This window comes from Azohydromonas sp. (genome assembly GCF_035325925.1).
GTDB lineage: Bacteria > Pseudomonadota > Gammaproteobacteria > Burkholderiales > Burkholderiaceae_C > Calidifontimicrobium.
Genome location: NZ_DAOKZA010000058.1, coordinates 1 through 11,719 on the forward strand (window position 1 = coordinate 1; position 11,719 = coordinate 11,719).

The window sequence follows — 11,719 nt, forward strand, 5'->3', positions numbered from 1 at the left end:
CCGCACGCCGACGTGGTCACCAGCACCACGCACAAGAGCCTGCGCGGCCCGCGCGGCGGCATCATCGTGATGAACGACGAGACCATCGCGAAGAGGATCAACAGCGCGATCTTCCCCGGCATCCAGGGCGGGCCGCTGATGCACGTGATCGCCGGCAAGGCGGTGGCGTTCAAGGAGGCGCTGGACCCCGAGTTCAAGGCCTACCAGCAGCAGGTGGCGGCCAACGCGAAGGTGCTGGCGCAGACCCTCATCGAGCGCGGCCTGCGCATCGTCAGCGGCGGCACCGAGAGCCACGTGATGCTCGTCGACCTGCGGCCCAAGGGCCTGACGGGCAAGGAGGCCGAGGCCATCCTCGGTGCCGCGCACATGACCTGCAACAAGAACGGCATCCCGAACGACCCGCAGAAGCCGATGGTCACCAGCGGCATCCGCCTGGGCACGCCGGCGATGACCACGCGCGGCTTCCGCGAAGAGCAGGCGCGCCGCACGGCGCACCTGATCGCCGACGTGCTCGACCGGCCTCGCGACGAGGCGAACATCGCCGCGGTGCGCGCCAAGGTGGCAGCGCTGACGCGCGAGTTCCCGGTGTATCGATGACCCCCGGGCTTGCGGCTGCGCCGCAGCACCGCCCCCCGAGGGGGCTGCCGGCCGCCTCGGGGCGGCCCGGCGTCGGCCGTCGCTGAGCCCCCATGCGCTGCCCCTTCTGCGGCCACGACGAGACCCAGGTCGTCGAGACCCGGGACTCCGACGAAGGTGGGGTGATCCGCCGCCGGCGGCGTTGCCTGCACTGCGACAAGCGATTCACCACCTACGAACGCCCCGAGATCGCGCTGCCCGCGGTGGTGAAGAAGGACGGCTCGCGCGTCGAGTTCGACCCCGAGAAGCTGCGCGCGTCGATGCTGCTGGCGCTGCGCAAGCGTCCGGTGAGCACCGAGCAGGTCGACGCCGCGCTCGAGCGCATCCAGGACAAGCTGCTCGCCAGCGGCGCGCGCGAGGTGGCCTCGAGCCGCCTGGGCGAACTGGTGATGCGCGAGCTCAAGCGCATCGACAAGGTCGCCTACGTGCGCTTCGCCAGCGTCTACCGCAGCTTCGAGGACGTCGACGAGTTCAGGCAGCTGATCCGCGACATCTGAACCCCGTCACGACGGGCGTCCCCCGCCCGGGGGGCCCCGAAGCGGTGTCCCCCGTCTTCCCCCCGCCGACACCCTCCGTCGCGGGGCGCGGCACGCAAGGCCGCTGCCTACATTGAGGTCGTCCGCCACCGCCCACCGGAGACCGCGATGACCCGCCAGCCACGTCCGCGCCGCGTCCGCCTCGCCTGCCTTCAACGCGGCGTGAGCCTCGTCGAGTCCGCCGTCGTGCTCGCGGTGATCGCCGTGCTGCTCGGCGCCGCGATGCCGTCGTTCGAGCAGATGCGCCAGCGCCGCCACCTCGAGGGCGTCGCGCTGCAGTTCGAGACCGACGTGCAGCACGCGCGCAGCCTGGCCGTGGCGCGCAACGAGACGGTGCGCATCGGCTTCTTCGCCGGCGACGCGGCGAGCTGTTATGTCGCCCATACCGGAAACGTCGGTACCTGCGCCTGCGACCCCCACGGTGCCGTCACCTGCAGTGGCGCCGGGCAGGTCTTGCGTGCGGCACACGTCACCGGCCACGGTGGATTGACGCTGAAGGCCAACGTCAAGGCGATGACCATCGACCCGACCTATGGCACCGTCACGCCCACGGCCACGATCCGGGTGCGGATCGCCGACGGCACCGAGCTGCGGCAGATCGTCAACGTGATGGGACGCACCCGCTCGTGCACCCCGGCGCCAGGGCTGCCGGGTTACCCCCTGTGCTGAGACTCGAGCGCGACCAGGGCGCCGACGACCAGCGGTCGATCTGCACCGACGGACGGCGCTCGGATCGAGCCCTCGGTCCCCTTCATAATGAGTGAACTATGTCACGCGTTGGGACGCAAACGCCGGTGCCCTTGGCCACCGGCGGCTTCACGCTCATCGAGGCGATGATCGCCGTCGCGGTGGTCGCGCTGCTGGCCGCGGTCGCGCTGCCCGCGTTTCAGGACGCCATCCGCAAGAGCCGCCGCTCCGACGCGTACCAGGCGCTGTCGGCCGTGCAGCAGGCGCAGGAACGCTGGCGCGGCAACCACGCTGCCTACGCCGCATCGTTGACCAACGCGGCCGACGACGAGACGCCCGGGCTGGGCATGACGGCCGCGAGCCCGAAGGGCCATTACACGCTGTCCGTCGGCAACGCCGGCGCCACCGGCTACGCCGTCACCGCCGTGCCGGCCGAGGGTTCGTCGCAGGCCAAGGACGGCAACTGCCAGCGCCTGCGCATTCGCGCTGCCGGCGGCAACCTGTCCTATGGTTCGGCCGGCGCCGGTGCCGCCGACGCGGCCGACGCCGACTTCGACTGGTCGGCCTCGAACCGTTGCTGGGCCCGATGACCATGCACCGCCGCGGCTTCACGCTGGTCGAGTTGATGATCGCGATCGCGGTCATCGCCATCCTGCTGATGCTCGCGGCGCCGTCGTTCGTCGACTACATGCGGGTGCAGCGGCTCAAGGGCGTGAACGCGCAACTGGTCACCGACCTGCAGTACGCACGCACCGAGGCCGCCAGCCGCAACGGCGACGTCTACATCCACTTCAAGACGCTGGCCGACGACGCGAGCATGTCGTGCTACACGATCTACATGATCACGAACGCCGACTGGGAACTGACCTGTGACTGCACCCAGGCTCCGGGCGCGAGTTGCACCGATGCCCACACGGTCGAGATCCGCACGGTGCAGGTGCCGGTCGGCACCGGCGTGCGGTTGACGCTGCCCGAGAATCAGCCAGCGTCGTTCGGCTTCATCGCCGAGACGGGTGCGCTGCGCGTCGACCACCGCCTGGTCGCCGTGCGACTCGAAGAGGTGCAAGTGTTCGCGTCGATCGACGACGCGCGTTCGCTGAGGACCACCGTCGGCCGCTCGGGGCGTCCGACGGTGTGTTCGCCCGGTGGCGGCGTCAAGGGAGTCGCCTCGTGCTGACCCGGAACCTCGGCCGACCGTCGCGCCGTGCCGTGCAGCGCGGCATCTCGCTCGTCGAACTGATGGTGGGCATCGCCGTCGGCCTGCTGGTGGTGGCCTCGGCGGCGATGCTCACGTCGACGCAGCTCACCGACAACCGGCGCCTGCTGCTCGAGACGCAGGTGCACCAGGACCTGCGTGCCGCCGCCGACATCGTCACGCGCGAACTGCGCCGCGCGAGCCACTGGCAGTGGGCCGACCGCGGTATCTGGACGCCCGACGCCGTGCCGCAGCCCAACCCCTACGCCAGCGTCAGCCCGACGACAGCCGGCGCGACGCAGGTCGGCTACCGCTACCGTCGCAACTCCGGCGAGGACGGCCCGTTCGGCTTCAAGCTCGAAGGCGCCGCGCTGAAGACGCGCATGGGCGAGGCGGGCTGGCAGGAACTGACCGACCCGAAGACGCTGCGCGTCACCGCATTCGCCGTCACCCCGAACCACCAGACGCTGGTGCTGGCCTGCGCGACGCCGTGCGGCGGCGTCGCCGAACCCGCCTGCCCGACGCTGACGGTGCGCGAATTCATCGTCGACATCACCGGCCAGGCGGTTTCGGACCCCGCCGTGCAGCGCAGCCTGCGCACCGTCGTGCGCGTGCGCAACGACGACGCGCAGGGCCAGTGCCCCGCCTGAGGTGCTGCCGTGCCCGCCATGACACCGGCCCGCCGCCCTGCCACCCTCCGCGCCCCCCTGCGCGCCGGCCAGCGCGGCGCGGCGGCGCTCGTCGTCGTGCTGCTGCTGCTGCTGGTCGTCGCGCTGGTGGCCGGCTACACCGGCCGCAACCTGATCTTCGAGCAGCGCACCTCGGCCAACCAGTACCGTTCGACGCAGGCGCTCGAAGCCGCCGAGGCCGGCATCGAGTGGGCGCTGACGATGCTCAACGCCGGGCGCGTCGACGCCCAGTGCCAGCCTCACGTCGACGCATCGACCACCGACACCGCGTTCCGCCAGCGCTACCTGCAGATCGCCGCCGACACGGGGCTGGTCACCGCGCTGAAGTACGACAAGGACGCCGACGGCACCGCCGAGGAACCGCTGCGCCCGGCCTGCGTGTTCGACGGCAGCGACTGGCGCTGCAGTTGCCCCGCTGCCGCCGCCCCCGCGCTCGCCGAACCCGCCGGCGCCGGGCCGTTCCCCGCCTTCCGCGTGCGCTTCCACGACGCGCCGGACAACCCGGCCGAGCCACCGTATCCCGCGGGCGTCGTCCGCGTCGAGGCCACCGGCTGCACGCGCCTCGACACCACCCCCGGGCAGGTGTGCGCCGATGCCACCTCGCCGGGCGATGCGCAGGCGCGCGTGACGGTGCTCGCCGCGTTGAAGGGCGCGCTCGCCGCGCCGCCGGCGGCGGCGCTCAGCGTGCGCGGCGAACTCGACGTCGGCGCCAGCCTGCTGCGCGCGATCAACAGCGTGCACGGCACGACCGGCATCACCGTGTTGACCGGCGATGCCGCCCTCCAGGGCACGCCGCTGCTGCTGGCTTCCGCGCCGGGTACGCCGACCGAAGCGTCGGTGGTCGAGAACGACCCGCGCCTGTCCGACCCGTCGCTCACGCCCGATCGCATGTTCACCGGCGTGTTCGGCGCCGGGCGCGACACGTACCGACAGCAGCCGGCCGCCGTCGAACTCACCTGCAGCCCCACTTGCAGCGGCGCCGCCGTGCGCGACCTCGTGCGGCTCGACCCGGGCCGCGTCGTCTGGATCGGCGGCAACCTCGACCTGGACACGCCCGAACCCATCGGCACCGCCGCCGAGCCGGCGCTGCTGGTCGTCAACGGCGATCTGACGGCGAGCCAGGCCGGCGCGGTGGTGAACGGTGTCGTCTACCTGACCGGCGCGCAGTGGGGCGGGGTGGCGGCCACGGTGCGCGGCGCCGTCGTCGCCGAGTCGGCGCTGACGCTGGCGGGCACCGGCCCGCACACCGTCGAGTACGACGCCGCGACGCTGTCGCGCCTGCACAAGACCCACGGCTCGTTCGTGCGCGTGCCGGGCAGCTGGAGGGACTTCTGATGGCCGCCGCGCACCGCGCACGCCCGGCACGCGGCGTTTCGCTGATCGAGGCGCTGGTCGCGCTGGCGGTGATGACCTTCGGCATGATCGCCTACGTCGGCCTGCAGAGCACGCTGCGCCAGACCGGCGACGTCGCGCGGCAGCGCAGCGAGGCGGTGCGCATCGCGCAGCAGGCCGTCGAACAGTGGCGCGCCTACGTGGCCACCGGCGAGGTCGCCGACGAGGTCGACTACACCGACATCGACAGCCTGCCGCCCGAGTCGGCCGACAGCACCGACGCCAACACCACCTTCACGCTGACGCGCACCGTCGTCGACGCCGCCGCCGACGCCGCGTCGGCCCCCGCGGCGCCGCGCATGAAGACGCTGGTGGTCGACGTGCAGTGGCTCGCGCGCGACGGCACCGAGCCGCAGTCGGTGCGGCTGAGCACGACGATCACCGCGGTGCCGCCCGAACTGGCCGGCACGCTGCGGCTGGCGCGCACCGGCGCACCGCTCGGCGGCCCCGCGGGCCGGCACCCGGCGATCCCGATCGAGGCGGTCGACGAAGGCTCCACCAGCCGGTTCACGCCGCCGCAGCCCGACGGCGGCACGGTGTCGTGGGTGTTCGACGACGCCACCGGCGTGATCACGCAGATCTGCAGCACGACCATCGACTGCACGGCCGTCACGGCGTTCCTGCTGCGCGGCCACGTGCGCTTCGCCACCGGGTCGGCCCAGCCCGCCGGCGCCGACGCCGAATTGCCGCCGAGCGCGGCGCTGCCGGTGCAGGTGGTCGTCGAACGCACGCACCCGTCGGTGCTGAGCGTTGCCTGCCACGAGCAACAGGACGCGTCCGGCGTGCGCTACTTCTGCGCCGTGCCGGTCGACCCGGCCGACACCCCGCCGCGTTGGTCGGGGCGCTCGCGGGTGCTCGGGCTGCAGCTGGCGGCCAGCATCGCCGACGCCACCGACACGGCGTACCGCGTGTGCCGCTACACCCCGTACCGCGACCACCGCGCGGTCGGCAGCGGCACGCCGGCGATGCGCAACCAGGAGCACCCGCTCGACTACGGCGCGCCGGCGCCCGACGCGTCGAAACGCGGTGTCGACGCGCCGCTGCTGAACCAGAACTTCCTCGTCATCCGCGCCGGTGCGGCCGGCACGCCGTTCGACTGCCCCGACGACGACGCCGCGACGGCGTACGTCGACGGCACCACCTGGCATCACCAGCCTTCGCTGTAGCGCGCATCGACGACCGATCCGGGGCCGCGGTTCATCAGCTCCGCAGCACATCAGTGCCATGAGGGTGCGGTGCGCCGAAGCCCACGGTACGGCGGCGTCGCCTGTCAAGTTTTCTTACAACTTTGCGCGCCCGCCCGCGGTGGCCATGAAGGCAGCTCAGGGACCGGCGATAAGTAATTGAATCTAAAGATATTCCTACGACCCTTGTGGTCTGGCACGGAATCTGCATCCAATCCATCGAACCGTTCTGGCGGCGCGGTGCGACGGCCTTCGCGACAGCCGTGTCGGGCGCAGCGACGGTTTGGGCATTCATGGTCGCGAGTTCACTCCTGAAGGGAAACCAAGATGAGCAACAAACCGAGATTGAAGCTGCTGGCGGCAGCCAGTCTGGCCGCCGCCGCCATGCTGGCCGGCGGGTCGGCCGCGGCGGCACCCCTGCCGGCCGGCTACACCTGCGTCGGCGGCAGCCATTGCGGCACACTGGGCGCGGATGGCGACGTGACGGCATCGCCGCAAGGCGGCGACTACGGCTACGTGTCCACAAGTGGCGCCACCGGCAACAACGGCGACCTCAACATCGGCTCTGAAACCAACAGTTCGGTGGCTCGATCGCCGACCTTCGGTGCCGCGAGCGGCGACGCACTCAACTTCTATTTCAACTACGTCACGTCCGATGGCTCCGGGTACATCGAGTACTCCTGGGTGAAGCTCATCAACACCGGCACCACGGCGGAAACCATCCTGTTCACAGCGCGCACCACCCCGACCGGCGATACCGTGCCCGGGTTCGGGCTGCCCGGACTGGCCGCGGGAGTCACGCTGGCACCGGCAACCACCGAGATCATCGATGGCAAGACCATCTGGAGCCCGCTCGGTGGCTATAGCGGCGCGTGCTTCGCCGGCATCGGCCAAGGCTGCGGTCAGACCGGCTGGATCGAGATGGACTACGCCATTCCTGACGCCGGCAACTACTACCTCGAGTTCGGCGTCGTCAACTGGGCCGACCAGATCTACGACAGCGGACTCGCCTTCGACGGCATCACCATCGCCGGCGATCCGATCGACCCGAACCCCGCGCCCGAGCCCGCCACCCTCGCCCTGACGGGCTTGGCGCTGGCCGGTCTGGCGGCCTCGCGCCGGCGTCGGCGCGGCTGACCCGCGGGGCGCGCCGCGATCCGCAGCCGGGCGACGGCCCGAGCGGATCGTCGGCGCCGAACGGCTAGCCTTCTCCACGGGCGCCTGCGGGCGCCCGTTGCGCTGTCTGGCCCCGCCTGCAGCGCCCGGCGCCGCCGCTAGACTGCGCCAATGCACGACGCCGTCGATCGCGCCCACCTGCAGCGCGCGCTGGCGCTGGCCGAACGCAGCATCGCCCTGTCCGACCCCAACCCCCGCGTCGGCTGCGTGATCGTCGGCGCCGGCTGGACGGCCGAGGGGTTCACGCAGCGCGCCGGCGGCGCGCACGCCGAGGTGGCCGCGCTGCAGGCCGCACGCGCGGCCGGGCACGACCCGCGCGGCAGCACGGTGTACGTCACGCTCGAGCCCTGCGCGCACTTCGGCCGCACGCCGCCTTGCTGCGACGCGCTGGCCGACGCCGGCGTCGGCCGCGTGGTGGTGGCGGTCGGTGACCCGAACCCGCTGGTGGCCGGCCAGGGCCTCGCGCGGCTGCGCACCGCGGGCGTCGCGGTGCAGATGGCGGGCGAGGCCGACGCCGACGTCGCTTCCGCGGCGCGCGAGCTGAACATCGGCTTCTTCTCGCGCATGCGGCGCCGCCGGCCGTGGGTGCGCATGAAGGTGGCCGCGTCGCTCGACGGGCGCACGGCGCTCGCCAACGGCGTCAGCCAGTGGATCACCGGGGAGGCGGCACGTGCCGACGGCCACGCGTGGCGACGGCGCGCCGGCGCGGTGCTCACCGGCATCGGCACCGTGCTCGAAGACGACCCGCGGCTGGACGTGCGCCACGTGCCCACGGTGCTGCAGCCGCTGCGCGTGGTGGTCGACGCGCGGCTGCGCACGCCGCCCACCGCCCGGCTGCTGCAGCCGCCGGGCGACGTACTGATCTACCACGCCGCCGACGGCGCCCACGGCGCCCACGGCGCCGACACCGTCGATGCCGCCGATACCGTCGTTGCCGCCGGGCGCGCCGCCGCGCTGCGCGAGCGCGGCGCCGAACTGGTGGCGCTGCCCGACGCGCACGGCAAGGTGGACCTGGCGGCGATGCTGCTCGACCTGGGCCGGCGCGGCGTCAACGAACTGCACGTCGAGGCCGGGCACAAGCTCAACGCGTCGCTGCTGCGCACCGGCTGGGTCGACGAGCTGCTGGTGTACCTGGCACCCAAGCTGATCGGCATCGGCCGCGAGATGGCCGCCTTCGGCCCGCTGGAGCAACTGGCCGACGCGCTGCCGCTGCGCTGGCACGCCGTCGAGCGCGTCGGCGACGACCTGCGCATCGTCGCACGGCTGCCGTGCGCGGCCGAGGTCGACCGCGCAGGCGCCTGACGCACGCCGCCCGCCCCGCCGGCCGGCCCGCCCAACGGCCCGTCCGCCGCCCCACCCGCCGCCCTGCCCGGCGGCCCGCCCGCCGCCCTGCGACAATCGCCGCCATGTTCACCGGCATCATCACCGCCGTCGGCCGCATCGCCGCGTCGACCCCGCTGGGCAGCGGCCGCGAGCACGGCCGCCGCCTCACCGTCGAGACCCCCGCCGGCTGGCTGGCCGAGGCGGTGCCCGGCGACAGCATCGCGCTCAACGGCGCGTGCATGACGGTGACCTCGCTCGACGCCGCCGCGTCGCAGTTCACGGTGGACGTGTCGGCCGAGAGCCTGGCGCGCACCGCCGGGCTCGACGGCACCGGCACGGTGAACCTGGAACAGGCGCTGCGCGCCCACGACCGGCTCGGCGGCCACCTGGTCAGCGGCCACGTCGACGGCATCGGCCAGGTCACCCACTTCGCGCCGGTGGGCGAGTCGTGGGAACTGCGCGTGCTGGCGCCGAAGGACCTGGCGCGTTTCCTGGCCTACAAGGGTTCGGTGGCGGTCAACGGCGTCAGCCTCACGGTCAACCGCGTCGACGACCGCGCCGAAGGCTGCGAGTTCAGCATCAACCTGATCCCGCACACGGTGCAGCACACCACGCTGGGCACGCTGGCCGCCGGCTCGCGCGTGAACCTGGAAGTGGACCTGATCGCGCGCTACGTCGAGCGCATGCTGAAGTGATTCCCCCGAAGCGCCTTCGGCGCCTCCCCCAGGGGGGCGCCGCCGGCGAAGCGGCGAGGCCGGATCCGCGGCGGCCACTTGAAGGCGTACCGCTCACGGCTCTGCGAATGAGGTAGTGTGCCCGCGCCGGGGGTACCTCCGGCGGGCCCCGGGGCCACCGTGACCGCCACCTACAATCCCGCCCATGATCTCCCCCGTCCCCGAACTGGTGGCCGAGCTGGCCGCCGGGCGCATGGTGATCCTCGTCGACGAGGAGGACCGCGAGAACGAAGGCGACCTGGTGCTCGCCGCCGACCACGTCACGCCCGAGGCCGTCAACTTCATGGCGCGTTTCGGCCGCGGGCTGATCTGCCTGACGCTCACGCGCGCGCACTGCGAACGCCTGCAGCTGCCGCCGATGGCCACGCGCAACGGCACGCGCCACGGCACCGCGTTCACGGTGTCGATCGAGGCCGCCGAGGGCGTGAGCACCGGCATCTCGGCGGCCGACCGCGCGCGCACCGTGAAGGCCGCGGTGGCGCGCGACGCGAAGGCCAGCGACCTGGTGCAGCCCGGCCATGTGTTCCCGCTGCAGGCGCAGGACGGCGGCGTGCTGATGCGCGCGGGGCACACCGAGGCCGGCTGCGACCTCGCGGCGATGGCCGGGCTGACGCCGGCGGCCGTCATCTGCGAGATCATGAAGGACGACGGCACCATGGCGCGGCTCGACGACCTGGTGCTGTTCGCGCGCGAGCACGGGCTGAAGATCGGCACCATCGCCGACCTGATCGCCTTCCGCAGCCAGAACGAGACGCTGATCGAGCGCCTGGGCCGCCGCCCGCTGGCCACGCCGTGGGGCCCGTTCGACTGCACCGTCTTCAAGGACCGCACCGGCGGCGTGCACCTGGCGCTGAGCCTGGGCCAGTGGCGCGAGGCCGAGGACGAGGTGCTGGTGCGCGTGCACGAGCCGCTGTCGCTGATGGACGTGCTGGACGCCGGCGCGAAGGCGCATTCGTGGCCGCTGGCCGACGCGCTGCGCGCGCTGCAGGCCGAGGGCCGCGGCGTGGCGGTGCTGCTGAACTGCGGCGACGACGCCGCCGGCCTGCTGGCGCAGGCGCTGCCCACGGCCGCCGCGCCTGCCGCCCCGCGCCGCGAGATGGACCTGCGCACCTACGGCGTGGGCGCGCAGATCCTGCGCCACCTGGGCGTGTCGCGCATGAAGCTGCTGGGCCGCACGCAGCGCATGCCCAGCATGACCGGCTACGGCCTCGAGGTCACCGGTTTCGTCACCGACCCCGCGGCCGCTGCTGCGCCGCCGCGGCCATGAAGGCCGGCGACCAGGGCCGCGCCGAGGCGCTGGACGGCGCCGGGCTGCACGTGGGCATCGTGCGCGCGCGCTTCAACGACGCCATCACCCGCCGCCTGGCCGACGCCTGCCTGGCCGAGCTGGCCGCGCTGGGCGTGGCCGGGCGGCACGTGCGCGTGGTCGACGTGCCCGGCGCGCTGGAGGTACCGATCGCGCTGCACGCGCTGGCCGAGCGCGACGAGTTCGACGCGCTGGTCGCGCTGGGCTGCGTGATCCGCGGCGAGACCTACCACTTCGAACTGGTGGCCAACGAAAGCGGCGCCGGCGTCAGCCGCGTGGCGCTGGACCACGGCGTGCCGGTGGCCAACGCCATCCTCACCGTCGAGAACGAGGCCCAGGCCTGGGCGCGCGCCGACGACAAGGGCCGCGACGCCGCGCGCGTGGCGGTGGAGATGGCGCGCCTGCTGGACGACTTGCTGTGACCGGACCCACCAAGGCCGCCCCGCCGCGCCGCGGCGGCCGCCCCAACCCGCACCAGGCGCGCCGTCGCGCGCGCGAGCTGGCGCTGCAGGGCCTGTACGAGTGGCTGGTCGGCGGCGGCGACGTCGGCGCCATCGACGCGCACATGCGCGAGCAGGACGGCTTCGCCCAGGCCGACCGCGTGCACTTCGACGCGCTGCTGCACGGCTGCATCGACCAGGCCGCCGACCTCGACGCGCAGCTCGCGCGCCACGTCGACCGCAAGACCACCGAGCTGAGTCCGGTGGAGCACGCGGTGCTGATGATCGGCGCTTACGAATTGAAGCACTGTGTCGACATTCCTTACAAAGTTGCGATCAACGAAGCCGTCGAACTGGCCAAGGCCTTCGGCGGCACCGACGGCCACAAGTACGTGAACGGGGTGCTCGACAAGGCGGCGGC

General features: G+C 72.9%; 13 protein-coding genes and 1 pseudogene. All 14 read left to right on the top strand.

The window, feature by feature from the left end; all coding sequences use genetic code 11:
- Nucleotides 1-597: pseudogene (gene glyA / locus PKC53_RS16550) on the top strand (serine hydroxymethyltransferase); the annotation flags it as partial.
- Between the two features lie 92 nt (nucleotides 598-689).
- The gene (gene nrdR / locus PKC53_RS16555; protein WP_324430596.1) at nucleotides 690-1,133 is read left to right on the top strand and encodes a transcriptional regulator NrdR; all 444 of its coding nucleotides are present in this window, start codon (nucleotides 690-692) and stop codon (nucleotides 1,131-1,133) included.
- Between the two features lie 147 nt (nucleotides 1,134-1,280).
- Nucleotides 1,281-1,841, top strand: coding sequence for a GspH/FimT family pseudopilin (locus tag PKC53_RS16560; protein ID WP_324430598.1), 561 nt, complete (start codon nucleotides 1,281-1,283; stop codon nucleotides 1,839-1,841).
- A gap of 125 nt (nucleotides 1,842-1,966) precedes the next feature.
- Complete coding sequence (locus PKC53_RS16565; protein ID WP_324430600.1) at nucleotides 1,967-2,449, top strand: type IV pilin protein; 483 nt, start codon at nucleotides 1,967-1,969, stop codon at nucleotides 2,447-2,449.
- Complete coding sequence (locus tag PKC53_RS16570; protein ID WP_324430602.1) at nucleotides 2,446-3,036, top strand: GspH/FimT family pseudopilin; 591 nt, start codon at nucleotides 2,446-2,448, stop codon at nucleotides 3,034-3,036. Before PKC53_RS16565 ends, PKC53_RS16570 begins: the two co-directional genes overlap by 4 nt.
- Nucleotides 3,030-3,704 carry a prepilin-type N-terminal cleavage/methylation domain-containing protein gene (locus tag PKC53_RS16575; RefSeq protein WP_324430605.1) on the top strand — a complete coding sequence of 225 codons (675 nt, stop codon included), beginning with the start codon at nucleotides 3,030-3,032 and terminating at the stop codon, nucleotides 3,702-3,704. The genes PKC53_RS16570 and PKC53_RS16575 overlap by 7 nt, the downstream gene beginning before the upstream one ends.
- An 18-nt stretch (nucleotides 3,705-3,722) precedes the next feature.
- A complete protein-coding gene (locus tag PKC53_RS16580) occupies nucleotides 3,723-5,078 on the top strand; it encodes a PilX N-terminal domain-containing pilus assembly protein (protein ID WP_324430607.1) in 1,356 nt (451 codons plus the stop codon).
- Entirely contained in the window at nucleotides 5,078-6,301 is a 1,224-nt protein-coding gene (locus PKC53_RS16585) for a pilus assembly protein PilV (RefSeq protein WP_324430609.1), read from the top strand. Before PKC53_RS16580 ends, PKC53_RS16585 begins: the two co-directional genes overlap by 1 nt.
- A gap of 345 nt (nucleotides 6,302-6,646) precedes the next feature.
- Nucleotides 6,647-7,456 carry an NF038132 family protein gene (locus tag PKC53_RS16590; protein ID WP_324430611.1) on the top strand — a complete coding sequence of 270 codons (810 nt, stop codon included), beginning with the start codon at nucleotides 6,647-6,649 and terminating at the stop codon, nucleotides 7,454-7,456.
- Nucleotides 7,457-7,606: 150 nt separating this feature from the next.
- Nucleotides 7,607-8,797 carry a bifunctional diaminohydroxyphosphoribosylaminopyrimidine deaminase/5-amino-6-(5-phosphoribosylamino)uracil reductase RibD gene (ribD, locus tag PKC53_RS16595; protein ID WP_324430613.1) on the top strand — a complete coding sequence of 397 codons (1,191 nt, stop codon included), beginning with the start codon at nucleotides 7,607-7,609 and terminating at the stop codon, nucleotides 8,795-8,797.
- A 104-nt stretch (nucleotides 8,798-8,901) separates the two neighbouring features.
- Nucleotides 8,902-9,513 (top strand): riboflavin synthase, encoded by a 612-nt coding sequence (locus PKC53_RS16600; protein ID WP_324430615.1) that lies wholly within the window; start codon nucleotides 8,902-8,904, stop codon nucleotides 9,511-9,513.
- A gap of 184 nt (nucleotides 9,514-9,697) precedes the next feature.
- Nucleotides 9,698-10,819, top strand: coding sequence for a bifunctional 3,4-dihydroxy-2-butanone-4-phosphate synthase/GTP cyclohydrolase II (ribBA, locus tag PKC53_RS16605; protein WP_324430617.1), 1,122 nt, complete (start codon nucleotides 9,698-9,700; stop codon nucleotides 10,817-10,819).
- Nucleotides 10,816-11,280 (top strand): 6,7-dimethyl-8-ribityllumazine synthase, encoded by a 465-nt coding sequence (gene ribH, locus PKC53_RS16610; protein WP_324430619.1) that lies wholly within the window; start codon nucleotides 10,816-10,818, stop codon nucleotides 11,278-11,280. Before ribBA ends, ribH begins: the two co-directional genes overlap by 4 nt.
- Nucleotides 11,277-11,719 (top strand): transcription antitermination factor NusB (nusB, locus tag PKC53_RS16615; protein WP_324430621.1); only part of this gene is annotated, 443 nt, incomplete at its 3' end. The genes ribH and nusB, both read left to right, overlap by 4 nt.